Here is a 19,802-nt window from a genome sequence, read left to right as displayed (position 1 = left end):
CGTGCGATTACGCCGACAGCTGATTTTATTGGCCGGACTCACGCTGATCTTGCCTTGGGCCGCGTTGCAGTACGTGTCCGAGATGCAATCCATTTTGCGCGACGGTCAGTTGCGCGCCATGACCGCCAGCGCCAAAGCCGTGGCTAAAATGATTGCCAGCGATGGCGAGTATCTGGCACAGCTATCCCACGCAGTTGTAGCACCTCAATCGGACCCGTTGTACGCACACCCGCTATTAGCAGCGCCCATTGTCGATGGCTACGACGACGAGTGGCGTTATTTTCCCTTTCAGGCCCGCACCTTGGGCGATCGCGACGCATCGGTGCACGGCAATTTGCAGTTGGCGGAGTACGGCAGTGCGTACTATGCCTTTGTACGCGTGCACGACCGAGATTTGCACTACCACAATCCGGCGCGGGATGCCGTAGCCAGTGGTGATCATCTGGTACTCCGCACGCGCGATCTCCAAGGCGGTGCGCACACTTATTTTTTATCTGCCAGTGCACCCGGTAAGGCGCAGGTTTATCAGCGCACTCCCGGTGGCAAGGTTGAGCAGGAGCATCGCGTGCGCGCTTACTGGCAGGAGCGTGTGGACGGCTATCAAGTTGAAATTCAATTGCCAAAATCGCTGGCGGGTGCGGGTATGGCCGTTACCTTGGTGAGTCAATCGCCGGGCCTGCCCGTCACACGGCTGTCGACCCATCCAGAACAACAACCTGTGCCCACAGTGTTGCAACAGCAACCCGATATGACCGCTTTACTGTCGGTTTTTTCGGAGTCAGATCAACGCTGGGTGGTGCTATCCAGCGACCATTGGGTACTAGCGGATACTGGCGATTTTGCCGACCAATTTGACGGCGCCAGTGCAGACCAAAGTGTGCCTGCGGAATCCGCCTACGGCTGGTTGTGGCGTGCGCTCTTGGCTCGGCCACCACTGCCAGCCTGGCGCGAGCCGGCCGTTACCGGACAATTGGTGCATCCAGACTCGCCTTCGCGCGATGTGTTGGCGCAATGGTTTCGCACGCAGGATCAATTGCTGGCACTGGTACTGGTGCCGATTTATACCGGTAGCCAGCGCGCCGGTTTTGTGGGCTTGGTACAGAGCGCCCAGGCGCAAGATGCCGGTACCCGTCAGGCGATGCGACGCCTGCTGTTTTACAGCGTATTGGCCGTGCTGGTGTTAGGTGGGGCTCTGCTCGGCTATGCCAGTTGGTTAAGTTGGCGGGTGCAACGCCTAGCTCGCGCGGCAGAGGATGCGCTGGGCGAAGGGGGTACCATCGCCCATCAGTTGCCGGACAGCCGCAGCCAGGATGAATTGGGCGGGCTTAGCAGAACTTTATCGAGTTTGTTGGTGCGTCTGCGTGAATACACGCAATACCTTCAAACCCTGTCGAGCAAACTGTCGCACGAGCTGCGCACGCCGCTGGCAGTGGTGAAAAGCTCGCTGGATAATTTGCATTTAGAGATGGCGAACAGCCCAACACTGGGGTCGGCCAGCGTGTACCGCGAGCGAGCCCAGGCGGGTGCCGATCGCTTGTCGGCAATACTCAATGCCATGAGTTCTGCCAGTCGTTTGGAGGAGTCGCTCGCGCACTCGGAACCGGAGCAAGTGGATTTGGCTGCACTGGTGCGCGACGTAGCGGAGGCCTACAGCGATAGCTTTGCTCGCCCCATCGCGAGCAGGGTGGGGGAAGGTGATTTTAGGGTGCGACTGGTGCCTGATCTTATGGTGCAACTGCTGGATAAACTTGTGGAAAATTCGGTGGATTTTTGCCCGCCCACCGGGCAGATTTGCATTGCGCTTGAGCGGACGGCCACGCACGTAACGCTCTCGGTGGCTAACGATGGCCCCTTACTACCCGCGTCCATGCAACACCAATTGTTTGACTCGCTGGTGTCGGTGCGGCCAGAGGGGCAGGGGTCGCATTTAGGTTTGGGGCTGCATATTGTGCGGCTCATTGCCGCTTTTCACGGTGCCCAAGTTGCGGCAGCAAATCAGCCCGACGGCAGCGGCGTGGTATTTACATTTACCCTGCCCATTAGCTGATGAGCGTTTTTTTTTGCGTCCGCTTTTCGTTTGGCATAGGCGTCCTTCGCCAATATTTGCATTTGCGCTTAACCACGCATGCAATTAAGAGTAGCTTGACTCAGATACACGAGGTGCTTTTTAGGCTGCTGATCAGCTTGGCGAAACGAATAGGTCAGCACCAGAATAGTTAGGCCAAGCCGACCGATAGCTACATGAGCAGGCTGCACAATAGACCCATGTTTCGAGCTGATTTAACAAGCTAAGACGGGTGGTAAACAGGGTCGAAAAAGAGGTAAAGGATTTAACTGGTGCTTCGAATCAGTATGCTGTCGAGACTTTCGCGACAGGCTCATTCAAAAATTGTTACGGGTAAAGTGTATGATTGAAATTGAACGCTCCAAAAAGAAAGTGTTTTGGGTTAATCTCAGTGTTTCAGACGATGTGTTGCGAAAGAAAGAGTGGGAAATAATAAAAAAGAACATATTTTTATTGGGTGATGGAGAGAGAAAAGCAAACCTAAAGTACCATAAGAAACTGTATTTTGAGGGGGCTTTAGAGGAGTTGCTGTTTTCTGGTGAGTATCTGGCATATGCGGGGATAAATAGACTGTTTGAAAGTGGTCTGTTGTTTTATTTGATGTGGTATTGTCCGGAGTCGTTGATGAATCAGGTGTTCGATGGTTTCGATGAGTGGAGATGTCATCATTTAAACAGGTTTAGGAGAACGGTCTTCAAAGTTAATCCAAGATGGTTTGGTTCAGACTACGGTATGTGTGGTGGGCGCGAGAAATCATTTGTAAAGTTGTTGGTGCCTTCGTTTGATTATCGAGAAACGCGGGAATATAAAGATGGCCAGTTCAGTTTAGGTTTAGATCCTGAGTATTTGGCCAATTGCTGCTTGTTGCATTCCTATCTTTTGCTAACGACACAGGGTTGCAACCCGTTTGCACCTGGTCAATATTTGTGGGACCACTATGCATATAATATTGATGTATATGCAGATGAAATATGGGATACGGAGCGCCATCAGCAACTTATTGGCGCTACCATGAGTTCAGTGCTTAATTTTTATAATAGTCATGATTCGTTGAAGGATAGATCCTGCGCGGTGCAGCTGCGAGAATATTTGTTCAATAGGCTTGAGGCGGGGGAATTTCCCGATAACGTGCTCGCCAAGTGGAAGTTGGTTAAAGATGAGTCTATAAAAGCTTAAGGGGGATATCTAATGGAAGCGGAGCTATCTGTAGCGATTCAGTTTAAGGATGGTCAATTGTTTGAGTGTGTTGCGACTTATTTCATGCAAGATGAGCTATCTCTAGATGTCCTTCCTGCAGTGTTTGATTTGATGGAAGTCTGTTTAGAGTCGGTAGAGTACCCAGAGGTTGTTGATCTGGATAGGGAGGCGTTAATAATTTGTGGCGAGTGGGTTTTTGGCGGTGGTAACTGGTTTGCCGAAGCAAAAACATTACTGATAGGCATTCAGAAAGTTGGCGGTGCGAGCGCGTCGGCCATACTATCAATCGATGGTGAGCTCAGTGGTCGATTTTACTACGCTGATAATGGCGAAATAGAGTTCGACGAATTACCGTCAAACTTTGCATATGAAGTAGCCACAGAGTCCGATATGTATGAGGATGGTTTTCGCCTCTTGGCTAAAGAGCAATTACTCTCACTAATTGCTAATTAAAATATTTCTGCTCATTTTGATTTTATCCTGATTCTTACATGTGTGTGAATTGGTGCATCCCAAATTTTGGCTGGCTGGTTTGTACCATGTGTGATTGTTTTTTGATCGATATCTGTCATTCAGTACCCTTCAGTGTGTCAGCATTTTTCGCAAGAGTCGGTGCCTGTAGCTAGGGGCGGTGCCTATAGTTAGGGGCAGTGCCTTTAGCTAAGGCAGTGGCGCCCGTAGTTTATTCACATTGCGTCTTTGTCAGCGGCTCTGGAACTCGCCACATTTCGCCACAATTGATCCCCACTCTATCGCAATTGCGCCCGCGATCCGCCCCTTTGTCTTGGTTTACTAAGCATCAAGGACAGGGCAACAAGCCAAACGCTGTTCTAACGATGTAAGTTGAATTGAACCACACCCCATTGACTCTACAGGACAGAATCATGAAAAACATTGCACGCACCACCACGCTCGCTCTCGCCATTGCCGCCACCACGCTAGCCGCTGGCGCACAGGCCGAAACAAACAAGCTCACCGAATTAAAGCAGGGTACGGCATTTACTACCGGCAGTGTCGTGGGTGCCATTGTGGGCGGCCCCATCGGAATGTTTATCGGCGCATTGGGCGGCGTCTATGTGGCTGAGCAAATCAAGCAAGTGGATGAGCAAGAGGATTTAGAAATGGCACTGGCGCAGGCAGAAAAACATTCAGAAATATTGAGCGCCGAACTGATTGAGCGCAACCAAGTTCTGGCACATCAAGAAGCGCAGTTGGCGGAACTGCAGGCCTTGGCGCTGGATCAACTGCAGCTACAGGTGCTGTTCCACACAGGGTCCGATGTGCTGACCGAGCAGGGCAAGGCGCAGGTAGAGTCGCTCGCCAACTTTTTGCACAAGAATCCCGAGCTCAATATACACCTAAAGGGCCACGCAGACCCACGCGGTACCGATGAATACAACAATGTGTTGTCGCACTACCGCGCTAAAGCGGTACAGCAGGTGTTAGAAGTATCGGGCGTTACACCTGAGCGAATTGCGGTCAGTGCGTTTGGTTCCGGCCAGTCCCGTGCACAAAGCGGCGATTTGGAGGCCTATGCGCTGGAGCGCCGCGTCGACATCAATATTATTCAGCCCAATCGCGACGCCATGGCGATGGGCCACTGATCCTGTGAGTTGCCTGGCAGGGATGCCGGGGCGAAATACCCCAGCTACCACAGGGAGGTGTTAGTTGGGGACCACTAAATGGAGGAGTGAAACTATCTGCTGAACAACAACGCGTAATTTACTGTGCTGCCACACAGCCTTGCCCACCAGGGAAACCTCGTGGGATTTTTTGCCTACAGGATGTAGGTACACCCGGGTGGCAGGACGCCACAGGAGGGTGTGCCCAGGATGTAGGTACACCCGGGTGGCAGGACGCCACAGGAGGGTGTGCCCAGGATGTAGGTACACCCGGGTGGCAGGACGCCACAGGCGAGTGTGCCCAGGATGTAGGTACATCCGAGAGGCAGGGCGTCGCCAGAGGGTGCCGCTGACTGCGCGCTGCGGTGGTTTGAGATGTGCCGACTTTGCCGTGCCCAGCTTGCGATTGCCATCATTGAGATACACAGTGTTGCTCTGCTTGAGCGCGTAGTAGAATCCAGATTCAAGTCTTAATAGAGGTCTATGGCGTGCAAGACGAACCCGAGTTGGTAATGTCCCCCCTGTGTCAGGTTATTGAAAGTGATGGCGAGTCGGTGACGGTCGAGATTTATGGCGACGGTGAGGGCAAGTGGTTGCTGGAGGTGGTCGACAAGTACAACACCTCTACTTGCTGGGAAGATCACTTTGATACGGATCAGGCTGCACTCGATGAGGTATTGGATACCATCAAGACCGAGGGTATTGGCTGCTTGGTGGGGCAGGGCATTAATCTCTGAAAACTTTTCCCGACGGCGCGCCGCACGCAATTACGGCGACGCTTCCCAGAATGTAATGCCGGTTCAGCATTTTGTTTAAAACGTCATTGTTAACCTTGCTCGCGCTCATGGCATTTGCGGGCAATTCTATTTTGTGCCGCTGGGCACTGAAAGAAACCAGCATTGATCCCGCCAGTTTTACCGCCGTGCGATTGCTATCGGGGGCGATATTTTTGGCTGCTTTGGTGTGGTTGCGGGGCGGGTTTGATGCGAAAGCGGGCAGTTGGCTTGGCGCGGTTGCGCTATTTATATATGCCGCCTGTTTTTCCTTTGCCTATGTGAACTTATCCACCGGCGCCGGTGCATTAATTTTATTTGGCGCTGTACAGGCCACCATGATTGGTGTGGGTGCTTGGCGCGGGGAGCAATTGACAACTTGGGCGTGGGGCGGGTTGATAATGGCATTGGCTGGATTAGCCGGGCTATTAATGCCGGGAACAGCGGCGCCGCCCTGGCTGCCCGCCCTAGTGATGTTAAGCGCAGGCGTTGCATGGGGCGCTTACTCGCTGCTGGGGCAGGGCGTCGCTCGGCCACTGCAGCTCACAACCAGTAATTTTGTGCGCGCCTGTCTCTTTGTGCTGCCACTGTGGCTGTTGTGGCCCATGCCTTTGCAGTGGGATAAGGCGGGCTTGCTCTATGCGGTGGCTTCGGGGGCCTTGGCCTCGGGTGCGGGCTATGCGCTATGGTATGCCGTGCTACCTTCATTGCGAGCGGCTACCGCGGCCAGCGTGCAATTATCGGTGCCCATCATCGCAGCGGTGGGCGGCGCACTTTGGTTAAGTGAGCCGCTTACCGCGCGCCTGTTACTTGCCTCACTGGTTATCTTAGGCGGTATCGCGTTGGTGATTTTCAGTGGCAAGCAGCCGCACTAGCGCAGGGGCAGGGTCACGCTGACTCTGTGGCCGGTCAGATCTCGGTCAGATGTTCCGCTAGAAAATCTATCATGGCTCTTACTGCGGGACGTTTGGCGGTGTTGGCTTTCCACATGAGATAAACCATCGAATCTTCCTGACCTGCAATACTGGCCTGCCACTGCGGCAACACTTCCACCAACTCACCGCTATTGAGCAGACGCTCGCAATACCAGCGCGAACTCAAGGTAATACCCAGCCCCTGCGCTGCCCAGCCAACCACTGCTCGCCCACCACAGGCCGATAGCTTGCCATCGATGCGCAGTTTTTTTTCAGTGTCGCCCTGGGTGAACTGCCAGTAGGTATGCTGTTTATGTTTAAACAGTGTCAGACAGTCGTGGCCCTTCAGGTCATCGGGGTCGTTTATGGGCGGGTGTCGATTGAGGTACTCCGGACTCGCCAGCAAAATGCCCTGGGTTTTAACCAGTGGTTTAATAATGAAGTTAGAATCAGTGGGGCGGCCGTGGCGCACACTGAGGTCAAAGGCGCCTTCGTGCAGATCGATTAAGGTGTTGTCCAGGCTGATGGTTACGCGCGTGTGTGGGTATTTCTGCTGGAATAGTGGCAGCAGCGGTACGATGCGTTCGTCGCCGTAGGAATCCAGCGCGCTGATACTTACCTGGCCCTTAATGGCGGGCGATAGGGCTTGAAAGGACTCCCGTGTTTGCGCCAGATTGGCCAAGATATCCAAGCACTGTTGGTAAAAACTTTGCCCGTGCAGCGTGAGATCCAGGCGCCGCGTACTGCGGGTGAACAGGCGAGTGCCCAGCTCCTCTTCCAGCTTGTCGATTTGGCGGGCCACCGACGATGCATTTTTATTCAAGCGTTTTGCGGCGTTGCTAAAGGAGCCCGCTTCCACAACCGAGACAAAGTGCTGCATGGCATCAAACATGGGGTGAGCTCCGGTGTCCTATGAGGGTGTGGCAGTGCGCTGGCTTCGAAGTATATCAGTCCACTTTTGCGTTTGTTGCATAAAAGACCTTGCAGGAAGGGTTATTTCTGCGTCCGCGACTTTTTGGGAGTATGTGGGGGTCAAATTCAATTCACCTTTTGGGAGTCTGATTTATGCAGTTGCACGACATTATCCACGCGCGGCGATCCGTCAAGCACTTTGATCCGAACCACAGACTGACAGAGCAGCAAGTGAATCAATTACTCACCGACGCGATACACGCCCCCACTTCTTTTAATTTGCAGCACTGGCGCTTCGTGCGCGTGACCGATCCCCAGCAACGCCTGGCCATACGCGCAGTTGCCTGGGATCAGGCGCAGGTCACCGATGCTTCCGAGCTGCTGGTGATTACCGCTGACACCCAGGCCTGGCAAAAGTCACCGCAGCGGTATTGGCGCAATGCCGAACCCGAAAAGCAAGCGGTACTGGTGGGCATGATTCGCGATTTTTATGCCAATCGAGAGTGGATTCAGCGCGACGAAGCGATTCGCTCGGGCGCCTTTGCCGCGCAAAATATCATGTTGTCGGCCCGCGCCATGGGCTACGACAGTTGCCCGATGATTGGTTTTGACCAGGATCGGGTGGCAGAATTGATCGAGCTGCCGGAAGATCATGTCATTGTTATGTTGCTCGCAGTGGGCAAGGCGGCGGGCCCCGCCTGGGACCGAGGCGGGCAGCTGCCGCTGGCCGAGTTGGTGGTCGAAAATCGGTTTAAGGCTGCTTGATGCCAATTGTCGACGAGCGCAGTGCTGGCCCGAATGTGTCGCCGGCGCTCCCGGGTCGATAGCGAGCGGATTGATTTATTGCCGACCTGTTTGCGTCGCTGACTGTTTTTTGACCAGCTTGGGTGCGGGAGCGACGCCTTGCAATCGCCGATTAACTTGCCCATAATGCGCCGCTCGTTATGGCGGCCCCTTTTGGTCCTCCCGCAATGAAGCCCTGTGAACCCCGCCAGGCCCGGAAGGGAGCAACGGTAGCAGAATCTTCATGTGCCGGGATGTGGCTGACTGGGGTCGCCACCCAATCATTTTCTCTCCCGCTGTAACGCCTCAATTTCTCAGTAATTGGCATTAATGTTCAGGTAATCCCTCCCTCGTTCGTTGTAAAAACGATCTAGCATTTTGAACTTCCGGGGATTTCCATGCGTTTTTTTCCGACAGCCGGCCTTCTGGGCGCGGTGCTAAGTATTTTTATTGCCCACAATTTACAAGCGGCCATCGCGCAAACCAAAGGTGACTTCGAGGATAAGTTTCGCCAGCTGGATGAGGTGCTGCCCACGCCGAATGTGTACCGCAATGCCGCCGGCGAACCGGGCGAAGCCTATTGGCAGCAGCAAGTGGATTACGAAATTGATGCGCACCTCGACGAAGACCGTCGCCGCATTAGCGCCAGCCAAACTATTCGCTACCAAAACAATTCGCCCTACACATTGAAATACTTGTGGTTGCAGCTCGATCAGAACCGCTTTCGTCTCGACTCCATGGCCGAGACCACGCTTACCTTTGGCGGTATTGGCAACCGGGGCCCCAGTACGCGCACTGCCACGCCCGAGGCGCCCGCCGGTGTGAGTCTGGATGAACTGCGGCGCCAACAGTGGCTGGCCGACCACGAGGTGGGCTACACGCTAAAGAACATCCAGGATGCCAAGGCGCGCCCGCTTAAAGCCACGTTGGTAGGTACCAATTTGCGTTTGGATCTTGCCGAGCCCTTATTGCCGGGCCAGGCGTTGCAGTTCAGTATGGACTTTGAGTTCAATATTGTGGAAGAGGACGCGGTTTCCGCGCGCGCCGGTTACGAACATTTCCCCGATGATGCCCGTAAAGGCGGCAACGATATCTTTTTGCTAGCCCAGTGGTTTCCGCGATTACACGCCTACACCGACTACGAAGCCTGGACCAACAAAGAATTCCTCGGCCGGGGTGAGTTTACGCTGGAGTTTGGCAACTATACGGTTAATTTGACTGTGCCTGCCGATCATATTGTGTCAGCGACGGGGCAACTTCAAAACGCCGAGCAGGTGCTCACTAAAGCCCAGCGCCAGCGTTTAGAGCAGGCGAGAACGGCCAAGCGACCAGTTTTTATCGTGACCGAGAAAGAAGCGCTTGAAAACGAAAAGGCCGGCACCCGCGCCACAAAAACCTGGCAATTCAAAGCGAACAAAGTGCGCGACTTCGCCTGGGCGTCTTCGCGCAAGTTTATGTGGGACGCCAAGGGCTATCAGCAAGGTGGCGATGTTATGCCCGAAGTCATGGCCATGTCGTTTTACCCGAAGGAGGGTGGTGAACTGTGGAAAAAATACTCCACCGAGGCCGTAGTACATACGCTAGAGGTCTATTCACGTTTTTCCTTTGACTACCCCTATCCCGTTGCACAAAGTGTGAATGGACCCGTGGGTGGTATGGAATATCCGATGATTACCTTTAACGGTCCGCGCACCACTTTGCACGAAGATGGCTCGCGTACCTGGACACAGGCGGAAAAACGCTTCCTGATCGGTGTCGTCATTCACGAAGTGGGGCACATTTATTTTCCTATGCTGGTCAATTCCGACGAGCGCCAGTGGACCTGGATGGACGAGGGCTTAAATAGTTTTCTGGACGGTGTGGCGGGTCGCGAGTGGGACCCAGAAATGCCCTGGGGTGTTGAGCCGCGCGATATTGTCGATTACATGAAGTCGGATATTCAAGTGCCCATCATGACTCAGTCAGATTCGGTGTTGCGTCTGGGGCCCAATGCCTACACCAAACCTGCTGCAGCGTTGAATATTCTGAGAGAGGTGATATTAGGGCGTGAGCTGTTTGACTTTGCCTTTAAAGAGTACGCGCAGCGTTGGCAGTACAAGCGCCCCACGCCCGCGGATTTTTTCCGTACCATGGAGGAGGCCTCGGGTGTTGATTTGGACTGGTTTTGGCGCGGCTGGTTTTATTCCACCGATCACGTGGATATTGCCGTTGATCACGTATTCAAATTACGCTTGGACACCAAAAATCCCGATATCGATTTTGAACGCTTGCGTCGCGAAGAGGCCGATAAGCCCACTTCGCTTTTTGTGCAGCGCAACCGGGACGCAGGCGTGAAAACCTGGCTGGATAAAAATCCGGATGTGCGCGATTTTTACGACGAGCACGACCGCTTTACCGTTACCAATAAAGAGCGCAATGTATATCGCCAATTGCTCGAAGATCTGGAGCCCTGGGAGCGAGCAGTTTTAGCGCGGGCGATCAAAGAGGACAAACACTACTATGTTATTGACTTCAGCAACTTGGGCGGTTTAGTGATGCCAATTTTGCTGGAGTTAACCTTCGCTGACGGCAGCGTAGAAAATCGTTACTTGCCAGCGGAAATCTGGCGACGTTCGCCGAAAGCAGTGGCCAAATTGGTGGTCACTGACAAGGAGCTGGTTAGCCTGGTAGTAGATCCGCGCTGGGAGACTGCGGATGTGGACATGGAGAATAATCACTATCCTCGCCGAATTATCCCGTCGCGTATAGAAGCTTATAAAGCCGAAGAGCGAACCGACCCTGTGTACCGCGACATCATGCACGACAGTAAGACCAAAATTGAAAACCCAAAACCCGGATTCCACAAAAAATGAAGCAGCTGTTGGTAGGTTGGTTTATTGCGTTAGTGTGCGCGGCTCCTGTGCAGGCGCACCAGATGAATACTGCCATTACCCGAATTCTGTTCAATGAGCGAACCGGCAATATTGAGATTATGCACCGGTTTTACCTACACGACGCCGAGCATGCGCTGCGCAAGATCGCGGGTCGGCAAGTGCATTTGCTAGACGACTTGGGTGCTCAGCAACAGTTTGCGCGCTATGTCGGCGCGCATTTTGCCTTGGGCTTAGGGGCGGCGGTGCCCGCACCGCTAATTTCTGTGGGCCAGGAGGTCGAGGGGAAATTTATTTGGGTGTATCAGGAGTTGCCCATTCCGAAGCGCATTCCGACCCTCTGGTTTCGCTTTGACGCGCTGCAGGATCACTGGCCGGAGCAGGTCAATCAAATCAATTTGGAAGGCCTGGGTGCCGTGCGCTCGCTGCGCTTTACCCGCGATCACCAGTGGCAGCACCTGGCGATACATCCCACACCCTAGGGCTGGAATACTCGGCCATGTGCGCTTGGCCGATTAATCGGCTCGCTTGGTCGCGCAGGTTTGTGGAGCTGTGGTGGCAGGTCGTCTACAGTCATTCCACATCCACCAACAGACATTGACTGGCGCCCAAAGGCGCACATTAGGGAGATTCAGTATGTACGCATGGTTCGCACGCGCGTGTTTTGGCATGGCGCTGGGATTACTGGTGGCCTGTAGCCAGCAGCCGGATACACCGCCGCAGGCGCAACAAGCGGTGGCCACGGCGGCTGCTGAACAGGCTTTGAACGAGTTCTTTCAGACCCAGTTCGAACAAGACTTGGCGCGCTATCCCGAATTTAAAACCTATCTTGGTATGCTCGACGACCTGGATGCCTACGGCCGTTGGAACGATCCCAGCGAAGCTGCGCGCCAGGCGAGTATTGCCGTTACCCAAGCGCGCTTGAAAACGCTGCGCGAAAAATTTGACCCAGCGCTGTTGCCGGAGCAGGCGCGGGTTTCCTACGAGTTTGCGTTATTTGTGGGTGAAAATGATCTGCAGCAATCGGCCTTTGACGACCAAAATTATGTGTATACGCAATTTTTTGGGCCGCATACCAATATGAGCACACTGCTCATTGGTTACCACAAAGTTGAAAATCTTGATCATGCACAAGCCTATGTACAGCGCCTTGAGAGCTACGGCAAGGTGTTGGACATTCACACAGAGACTGCCAAAAAACGCGCCGAAGCAGGTGTCATGCCGCCGCGCTTTGCCTACCCTGTGGTGATCGAGACAAGTCGTGGGCTTATTACCGGTGCGCCTTTTGATAGTTCGGAAGTGGACTCGCCCCTGTGGGCAGACTTTACCGCCAAAGTTGACGCGTTGACCGCATCGGATGCCGCGAAAACGTCATTGAAAGCGCGGGCGAAAGATGCGCTGTTGCTCAGTGTTAAGCCGGCTTACGACCGATTGATTGCCGAAATGGAGCGGCAATCTACTCTGGCGGGGCCTGAGGACGGCGTGTGGAAGTTGCCGCGCGGTAAAGCCTATTACGAGGCGCAGTTGGCCAACTTCACCACTCGCGACGACATGAGCGCGGAACAAATCCACCAGCTTGGCTTGGCTGAGGTAGCGCGTATTCACGATGAAATGCGCGAAATTATCAAGCAGGTGAAATTTGACGGTAATTTGCAGGCGTTTTTTACGCATTTGCGCGAGAGCGATGAATTTTATTACCCCAATACCGAGGCCGGTCGCGCTCGCTACTTAAAAGAAGCCACCGCCTACATCGATGCCATGATGGCGCGCGCGCCGGAGTATTTTGGCACTCTGCCAAAGGCAGCGCTGGAGGTGCGCGCAGTGGAGCCCTATCGCATTGAAACGGCCACGGGTGCCTTTTACGAGCCCGGCTCACTCGATGGCTCGCGTCCGGGCGCCTATTACGTCAACCTCAGCAATATGCGCGAGCTGCCCGTATACCAGATGGAAACGCTCGCCTACCACGAAGGTGCACCCGGCCACCATTTCCAAAGCAGTATTGCCCAGGAATTGCAAAATGTGCCGATGTTTCAAAAACTCAGTTGGTACTCTGCCTACGGTGAGGGGTGGGCGCTGTATGCCGAAAAAATGGGTAAGGATATGGGCGCCTTTACCGACCCTTACCAGGATTTCGGTCGCTTGGGTTATGAAGTCTTTCGCGCCGCGCGCCTGGTGGTAGATACCGGTATTCACGCCAAGCGTTGGACAGAAAAGCAGGCGCAGGACTATATGCTGGCCAATACACCCATGACGCGGGGCGACATTGAAAACGAAGTGCAACGTTACATTGTGTGGCCCGGGCAAGCGGTGTCTTACAAAGTCGGGATGTTAACGATCCTGGAATTGCGCCAAAAGGCCATGGATGCGATGGGCGATAAGTTTGACTACCGCGAGTTTCACGATGTGGTACTGACTAATGGGTCCTTGCCGTTGTCGCTGTTGGCAAGGCAGGTGGACGCTTATATCGCCAGCAAATAGTGGTAGATGGCCGATGCGGTGCGCGCCAGCGCGCCCATAACAGGCACAAAAAAAGCACCCGAAGGTGCTTTTTTTGTGCCTGAAAGCTGTTGGCCTAGACGGCCATTTCTTTCAGTTTTTTCAGTGGGCGAATTTTAACCGATGTGCTGGCCGGCTTGGCCTTGAATACAGTCTCTTCACCGGTAAAGGGGTTGATACCTTTGCGCGCTTTTTTGGCGGGCTTTTTCACGGTGTTAATTTTCAGCATGCCGGGCAGAACAAACTCGCCACAGGCTCTTTTCTTGATATGGGCTTCAATAACGTTGCCTAGCTCCTCAAGCACAGCACTAACTTCTTTTTTGCTCAGCTCTGTGGTTTCAGCAATGTGGGTAACGATCTGAGTTTTCGTGAAGCGCTCGCTAACGGCTTTCAGTGCGGCGGGCTTTTTAGCTGCCTTGGGTGCTGCTTTGGCTTTTGCTGGGGCTTTTTTTGCAGGTGCTTTTTTGGCGGCCATGCGTGAGTCCTTTTAAAGTTGGTCTTGGGTGGTTTACATTAAACGATAAGGGGTAAGCAGCCGGGGCTGGCTGTTAGAGCCTTCCCTAATTTACGAAGATGAAAAACGCCTTGTTTTATAGGCTGAAATCCACCTTCGTGCGCTTGGAGACTATATATAAAGCATTCTTTCGGTGGCGGCAATAAGCGATCGCGAAAAAAGCCGAGAATGCCGCTTTTTTATGGGTTTTGCGCGTTTTCTGTGTTTTTGTGGGTCACTATTTTTCCCACCCGCGCGCGGGGTAACAGTGCGCGCTTTTTGTACAGTGCTAAGTGGGCCGGCTCAGCTGACCTTTGGTCGAGCGACTGCGTTAAAAATGTCCACCCACCGTTGGCTGAATTGACTGCCAGCGTGGCGATTAATTTCAAGGATTGCCCGGATCAGCGGCCGCTGCGGTTGGTTGACGTGAGCCCGGCTGTTCACGCAGGCGTCAAAGGCGTCCACAATGGCAATTATTTTGGCACCGGCACAAATGGCGTCTTCCTTAAGGCCTAGAGGGTAGCCGGCGCCGTTCATGCTCTCGTGGTGTTGTTCCACCATCAGTGCGGCGTCGTCCCAACCGCCCATGCTGCGCAACAAGGCGGCGGGCGTTTCGGGGTGGCGCTGTACTTGGGCGCGTTCCTGCTCGGTGTAGCTGCCAGGTTTATGTAATAGGCTAAGGGGCAGAAACGCCATCGCAAAATCGTGCATATATATTGCAGCCAGTAATTGCGGGGGTGCAACGGGCGTGTTGGCGGCGCGATTCATGGCCAGCGCCAGTTGTGCAGTGCGCCGCGTGCGCCCTTGCCAATAGGGCGAGCGTTGATCGATGGCTGGCAATAGCTCCGAGAAAAATTTTAGATCTTGATCTGGCTCGATACCGAACTCGGCAAACTCGCTGGTTGCGGCGGGCGTTTCAGCCTGTGGGTCCAGCGCCTGAATAGCCTGACTGATCAGCGCCGGGCGCTCGCTTTCTGCGCAGTGGGCCAGCTGGCTGATGGCCATGCAGGCGGGGCTGAGCTGGGCGTTGTCTAAATGCGTCGGGCGCTGATTGAGCCTGGCCTCCACAAGTGTATGGGTGGCATCCATTGCCAGTAGTATCACGTCGCTCAGCAGGTCGTCGTAAACCAGTTTGCCTTGCCGTAACGGCTCTAACACGTCCTCTATGCTTTGCAGGAGGGGGCAAATATCGGCCAGGCCCACGTAAATCAGGTTGCCCTTAATGGTGTGCACCCGGCGGAACAAATCGGCCAGTAGCGCCGTGTCGCGCGGGCTGCGCTCTAGTTTTAGCAATAGGTGCTCGGTTGCCTGGTAGGCCTCGTCAAAGTCTGCGAAGAAGTCGGCCACCATTTCTGCGTCGGGGCGGGCAAAGTCTATGGGGGGCATGGGACTGCTCCGAGAATTATCCTGCTGCAAGCTTAGACCATGATCGTGGTTTATCCGCCGGCACGCACAGGCTATAATCGCCCGTTTTTTACGCTCAGGCACCAATTTCGGGTGTCCTGGAGAGTGTGGTTGGCTGGTCAATCGCCCATTTGTTCGTTTTTAGCCCATTTTTTCAGGAGCTGTTATGCCCATTTATGAGTATCGCTGTGGGTCCTGTGGACATGAACTGGAAGCGTTGCAGAAAATCAGTGACGCCCCGCTATCGGACTGCCCCCAATGCGGCAAGGCCAGCCTGGCCAAGCAAGTATCTGCAGCGGGCTTTCGATTAAAGGGTGGCGGCTGGTATGAAACAGACTTTAAGGCCGGTAAAAAGAAGAATTTAGCGGGCGACGCAGGTGCGCCGGCTAAATCGGACAGCGGCAGCAAGCCGGCGGCCGGTAGTACGGCAGGCGCGGCTTAAGCAATACACTGACACTACATCTATTTAATAACGGGATTTTTGACTATGCGCACCGATTACTGTGGCGCCCTTAACGCATCTTACATTGACCGCGAAGTGACCCTGTGCGGTTGGGTGGACCGCCGCCGCGACCACGGCGGTGTGATTTTTCTGGATTTGCGCGACCGAGACGGCATTGTGCAGGTGGTGTTTGATCCAGATTCCGCCAATTTTGCCTTGGCCGACAAGGTGCGCAGCGAATATGTGCTAAAAGTCACCGGCCGCGTGCGAGCGCGCAGCGAAGCGACGGTGAATCCCAAGATGGCCACCGGTGAAGTGGAGGTCTACGGCCTGGGCCTGGAAATCCTGAACACCGCGGAAACTCCGCCGTTCCAGCTGGACTCCCACGTGAGCGTGGGCGAGGATGTGCGCCTGAAATACCGCTATGTGGATTTGCGCCGGGCTGATATGCAGCACAATCTGCGTTTTCGCTCGAAGGTGACCACGGCTATCCGCAATTATCTGGATAGTGCGGGCTTTCTGGATATTGAGACGCCCATTCTCACCCGCGCCACCCCCGAGGGCGCGCGCGATTACCTGGTGCCTTCGCGCACCCACGACGGTAAATTCTTTGCACTGCCCCAGTCGCCCCAGTTGTTCAAGCAGCTGTTGATGGTGTCGGGCTTTGACCGCTACTACCAGGTGGCCAAGTGTTTCCGCGACGAAGATTTGCGCGCCGATCGCCAGCCCGAGTTTACCCAGATCGATATCGAGACCTCGTTCATGGACGAGGCGGGCATCATGGGTATCGCCGAGGGCATGATCAAAGAGCTGTTCAAGACCCTGATGGACGTAGACCTGGGCGACTTCCCGCATATGAGCTGGCAAGAGGCCATGGACAAGTACGGCTCCGACAAGCCCGATTTGCGTATTCCGCTGGAACTGGTGGAAATCAAAGACCTGCTCAAAGACATTGAATTCAAAGTCTTTGCCGGCCCTGCCAACGACCCCAAGTGCAGGGTAACCGCGCTCAAGGTTACCGGAGGTGCGGAAATCTCCCGCAAGCAAATCGACGATTACACCAAGTTCGTGGGCATTTACGGTGCCAAAGGCCTAGCCTGGATTAAGGTTAACGAAATTGAGAAGGGCGTGGAGGGCCTGCAGTCGCCCATCATTAAATTCCTGGGCGATGATGTCACGATGAAAGTGATGGAGCGCGTGGACGCCAAAAACGGCGACATCGTGTTCTTCGGCGCCGACACCATAAAAGTCGTGACCGAGGCTCTGGGTGCGTTGCGCTGCAAGATTGGCGCAGACCTGAACCTGTACACCCGCCAGTGGGCGCCGCTGTGGGTGGTGGATTTCCCCATGTTTGAAGAAACCGACGATGGCGTGGCGGCACTGCACCACCCCTTTACGGCGCCTTCCTGTTCGGCTGAGGAGTTGGTGGCTAACCCGGCCACGGCCTTGTCGCGCGCCTACGACATGGTGCTGAACGGCACCGAGTTGGGCGGTGGCTCTGTACGTATCCACGACCAGACCATGCAGCAGGCGGTGTTTAAAATATTGGGTATCAGCGCCGAAGAGCAGCGCGAAAAGTTTGGCTTCTTACTGGATGCACTGAAATACGGTGCGCCACCGCACGGCGGCTTGGCCTTCGGTCTGGATCGACTGATCATGTTGATGACCGATTCGGCGTCTATCCGCGATGTGATCGCCTTCCCGAAAACGCAGTCGGCGGCCTGTGTGATGACCGATGCGCCGGGCGCGGTAGACACCAAGCAGCTGCGCGAGTTGCACATTAAACTGCGCGAAAAAGACGTGAAAAAAGACGACGCCAAGTAAACCATAGGGATCGCGAGGGGGAGAAAACACCATGGCAGGCCACAGTAAGTGGGCAAATATTAAGCATCGCAAGGCGGCACAAGACGCCAAGCGAGGCAAAATTTTTACCAAAATCATTCGTGAACTTACCGTGGCGGCCAAGGGTGGCCCCAACCCAGATGACAACCCGCGCCTGCGTGCCGCCGTCGACAAGGCGCTCGGGGCCAACATGAAGCGCGATACCATCGAGAAGGCAATTGCCAAGGGCGCGGGCATCGGCGATGCCGAAAATTACGAAGAGTGCACCTACGAGGGCTACGCCGTTTCGGGTGTGGCGGTGTTAATCGAGTGTATGACCGATAACCGCAATCGCACGGTGGCCGAGGTGCGGCACGCTTTTAGCAAGCGCGGCGGCAATCTGGGTACAGACGGTTCGGTTGCCTACCTGTTTACTCGTACGGGCGTCATTTTGTTTGAGTCGGGCGATGAAGATGCGCTCATGGAAGTGGCCATAGACGCGGGTGCCGAAGACGTCGTGACCCAAGACGATGGCAGCATCGAAATACAAACGGCCTTTGAAGACTTCCTCAACGTCAAAGAGGCACTGATCGCCGCAGGCTTTACCCCCGACAATGCCGAGGTAACTATGTTGCCCGCCACACAAGTGGCCATCGACGATCTGGAAACCGCGCAAAAAGTCATGGGATTAATCGATATGTTGGAAGACCTGGACGACGTGCAAAACGTCTATACCAATGCCGATATCGCCCCCGCCGTTATGGCACAGCTGGGCTAACTTGCCCCGTACCGACGGCCATGGGACACTCTGGCCGTCCACCTCACCAAGACGCCACTATGTCGATTATTCTGGGTATTGATCCGGGTTCTTTGAAAACCGGTTTTGGCGTCATCGATACCCAAAACCGTCAGCCTCGCTATGTAACCAGCGGGGTGATTCGCCTGCCTACGGGTGCGCTACCCGAGCGTCTCAAATTAATCTTTGACGGCATATCCCAAATCATTGGCGAGTACCAGCCAGACGAATTTGCCATAGAGCAGGTGTTTATGGCGAAGAGCGCTGGCTCGGCACTGAAATTGGGGCAGGCGCGCGGCGCCGCCATCGTGGCCGCCGTGCACGCCAACTTGCCCGTGGCAGAATACGAGGCGCGCAAAGTGAAGCAGGCTGTGGTTGGCAGTGGCGCGGCAACTAAGGAGCAGGTGCAGCATATGGTGAAAACCCTGTTAAAGTTACCGGGCACGCCCCAGGAGGACGCCGCCGACGCCTTGGCCGTCGCGCTGTGCCACAGTCATTCGCGCACCCTGATGGCCACCGCCGAAGCCGGCCGCTACCGGCGCGGCCGAATCGTTAAGTAAGCACTTATATAGCCTAATAGAGAAACTTATGATTGGACGCATTGCGGGCAAAGTCATTGAGAAACAACCGCCCTATGTATTGGTAGACGCGGGTGGTGTGGGCTACGAGCTACAAGCGCCCATGACCACCTTTTATCAACTGCCCGAGCTGGGCGCGCAGGTGGTATTGCACACCCATCTCGCCGTGTCGGAAACCGCGCACCAGCTATTTGGCTTTGCCAGCAAGTCCGACCGCGAGCTGTTTCGCACCTTGATCAAGGTCAGCGGGGTTGGCCCAAAAATGGCGCTGGCTATCCTGTCGGGAATGGAGGCTAAAACCATCGCCCGCTGCGTGGCCGAAGACAATGTGGGTGCTCTGGTAAAGGTGCCTGGCGTTGGCAAAAAAACAGCCGAGCGGTTGGTTATCGAACTGCGCGATAAAATGGGTGGATTTGCGGGCGATACGGTGGCGCTGGCAGCGCTGGAGCAGGCCAGTGGTGGTCCTCGTACTGCGGACGCGCGCGACGACGCGGAAGCCGCATTGATTGCCCTGGGCTACAAGCCGGCCGATGCCACTAAGGCAATTAGCGGAGCCCATAAGGCGTCGCCGGATGCCAACAGCCAGGAATTGATCCGCCTGGCATTAAAGGCCATGATTCCCGCCTGAGTTTGGCG

General features: G+C 54.8%; 18 protein-coding genes and 1 other RNA gene. 16 read left to right on the top strand and 3 right to left on the bottom strand.

Translation table 11 applies throughout. From position 1 onward, the window contains the following. Position 1 precedes the first annotated feature (1 nt). From ACW8F6_RS15205 to ACW8F6_RS15180, 6 genes are all read left to right on the top strand, one after another. A complete protein-coding gene (locus ACW8F6_RS15205) occupies positions 2–2,047 on the top strand; it encodes an ATP-binding protein (RefSeq protein WP_491576727.1) in 2,046 nt (681 codons plus the stop codon). A 360-nt stretch (positions 2,048–2,407) separates the two neighbouring features. After that, complete coding sequence (locus tag ACW8F6_RS15200; protein WP_491576726.1) at positions 2,408–3,241, top strand: hypothetical protein; 834 nt, start codon at positions 2,408–2,410, stop codon at positions 3,239–3,241. Between the two features lie 12 nt (positions 3,242–3,253). Continuing rightward, the gene (locus ACW8F6_RS15195) at positions 3,254–3,715 is read left to right on the top strand and encodes a hypothetical protein (protein ID WP_491576725.1); all 462 of its coding nucleotides are present in this window, start codon (positions 3,254–3,256) and stop codon (positions 3,713–3,715) included. A 431-nt stretch (positions 3,716–4,146) separates the two neighbouring features. Beyond that, the gene (locus ACW8F6_RS15190; RefSeq protein ID WP_491576724.1) at positions 4,147–4,866 is read left to right on the top strand and encodes an OmpA family protein; all 720 of its coding nucleotides are present in this window, start codon (positions 4,147–4,149) and stop codon (positions 4,864–4,866) included. 506 nt (positions 4,867–5,372) lie between these two features. Next, positions 5,373–5,621: a hypothetical protein gene (locus tag ACW8F6_RS15185; protein ID WP_491576723.1), complete on the top strand. Its 249-nt coding sequence runs from the start codon at positions 5,373–5,375 to the stop codon at positions 5,619–5,621. Between the two features lie 71 nt (positions 5,622–5,692). Next, positions 5,693–6,532, top strand: a complete 840-nt coding sequence (locus ACW8F6_RS15180) for a DMT family transporter (protein ID WP_491576722.1) — start codon at positions 5,693–5,695, stop codon at positions 6,530–6,532. Between the two features lie 34 nt (positions 6,533–6,566). Here the strand turns inward: ACW8F6_RS15180 and ACW8F6_RS15175 are convergent, their stop codons facing one another. Further along, positions 6,567–7,463 carry a LysR family transcriptional regulator gene (locus ACW8F6_RS15175; protein ID WP_491576721.1) on the bottom strand — a complete coding sequence of 299 codons (897 nt, stop codon included), beginning with the start codon at positions 7,461–7,463 and terminating at the stop codon, positions 6,567–6,569. Between the two features lie 173 nt (positions 7,464–7,636). Between ACW8F6_RS15175 and ACW8F6_RS15170 the strand changes: the two genes are divergently transcribed. The 5 genes from ACW8F6_RS15170 to ACW8F6_RS15150 all read left to right on the top strand — a co-directional run bounded on the left by ACW8F6_RS15170 (position 7,637) and on the right by ACW8F6_RS15150 (position 13,614). Then, entirely contained in the window at positions 7,637–8,248 is a 612-nt protein-coding gene (locus ACW8F6_RS15170) for a nitroreductase family protein (protein ID WP_491576720.1), read from the top strand. Positions 8,249–8,438: 190 nt separating this feature from the next. Next, an RNA gene (gene ffs / locus ACW8F6_RS15165) (signal recognition particle sRNA small type) lies at positions 8,439–8,535 on the top strand. A 129-nt stretch (positions 8,536–8,664) separates the two neighbouring features. Beyond that, the gene (locus tag ACW8F6_RS15160) at positions 8,665–11,118 is read left to right on the top strand and encodes a M1 family metallopeptidase (RefSeq protein ID WP_491576719.1); all 2,454 of its coding nucleotides are present in this window, start codon (positions 8,665–8,667) and stop codon (positions 11,116–11,118) included. Then, a complete protein-coding gene (locus ACW8F6_RS15155; RefSeq protein ID WP_491576718.1) occupies positions 11,115–11,618 on the top strand; it encodes a DUF6702 family protein in 504 nt (167 codons plus the stop codon). The genes ACW8F6_RS15160 and ACW8F6_RS15155 overlap by 4 nt, the downstream gene beginning before the upstream one ends. Positions 11,619–11,772: 154 nt before the next feature. Continuing rightward, complete coding sequence (locus ACW8F6_RS15150; RefSeq protein WP_491576717.1) at positions 11,773–13,614, top strand: DUF885 domain-containing protein; 1,842 nt, start codon at positions 11,773–11,775, stop codon at positions 13,612–13,614. 94 nt (positions 13,615–13,708) lie between these two features. Here the strand turns inward: ACW8F6_RS15150 and ACW8F6_RS15145 are convergent, their stop codons facing one another. Together ACW8F6_RS15145 and ACW8F6_RS15140 are read right to left on the bottom strand one after the other, a co-directional pair. Beyond that, complete coding sequence (locus ACW8F6_RS15145) at positions 13,709–14,107, bottom strand: HU family DNA-binding protein (RefSeq protein WP_491576716.1); 399 nt, start codon at positions 14,105–14,107, stop codon at positions 13,709–13,711. Positions 14,108–14,428: 321 nt separating this feature from the next. Continuing rightward, positions 14,429–15,511, bottom strand: a complete 1,083-nt coding sequence (locus ACW8F6_RS15140; protein WP_491576715.1) for an HD-GYP domain-containing protein — start codon at positions 15,509–15,511, stop codon at positions 14,429–14,431. A 184-nt stretch (positions 15,512–15,695) separates the two neighbouring features. Between ACW8F6_RS15140 and ACW8F6_RS15135 the strand changes: the two genes are divergently transcribed. The 5 genes from ACW8F6_RS15135 to ruvA are packed head-to-tail and all read left to right on the top strand — an operon-like array spanning position 15,696 to position 19,794. Further along, on the top strand, positions 15,696–15,971 hold the full coding sequence (locus tag ACW8F6_RS15135) for an FmdB family zinc ribbon protein (protein WP_491576714.1): 276 nt from the start codon (positions 15,696–15,698) through the stop codon (positions 15,969–15,971). A 45-nt stretch (positions 15,972–16,016) separates the two neighbouring features. Continuing rightward, positions 16,017–17,795: an aspartate--tRNA ligase gene (aspS, locus tag ACW8F6_RS15130; RefSeq protein ID WP_491576713.1), complete on the top strand. Its 1,779-nt coding sequence runs from the start codon at positions 16,017–16,019 to the stop codon at positions 17,793–17,795. Between the two features lie 31 nt (positions 17,796–17,826). Continuing rightward, positions 17,827–18,570 (top strand): YebC/PmpR family DNA-binding transcriptional regulator, encoded by a 744-nt coding sequence (locus ACW8F6_RS15125; protein WP_491576712.1) that lies wholly within the window; start codon positions 17,827–17,829, stop codon positions 18,568–18,570. A 59-nt stretch (positions 18,571–18,629) separates the two neighbouring features. After that, positions 18,630–19,148 carry a crossover junction endodeoxyribonuclease RuvC gene (gene ruvC / locus ACW8F6_RS15120; RefSeq protein ID WP_491576711.1) on the top strand — a complete coding sequence of 173 codons (519 nt, stop codon included), beginning with the start codon at positions 18,630–18,632 and terminating at the stop codon, positions 19,146–19,148. 28 nt (positions 19,149–19,176) lie between these two features. Continuing rightward, the gene (ruvA, locus tag ACW8F6_RS15115) at positions 19,177–19,794 is read left to right on the top strand and encodes a Holliday junction branch migration protein RuvA (RefSeq protein WP_491576710.1); all 618 of its coding nucleotides are present in this window, start codon (positions 19,177–19,179) and stop codon (positions 19,792–19,794) included. Positions 19,795–19,802 lie beyond the last annotated feature (8 nt).

The organism is Simiduia sp. (assembly GCF_058345725.1).
Note: the sequence above shows the minus strand (reverse complement) of the source record. Positions and strands in the feature narration are given on the sequence as shown.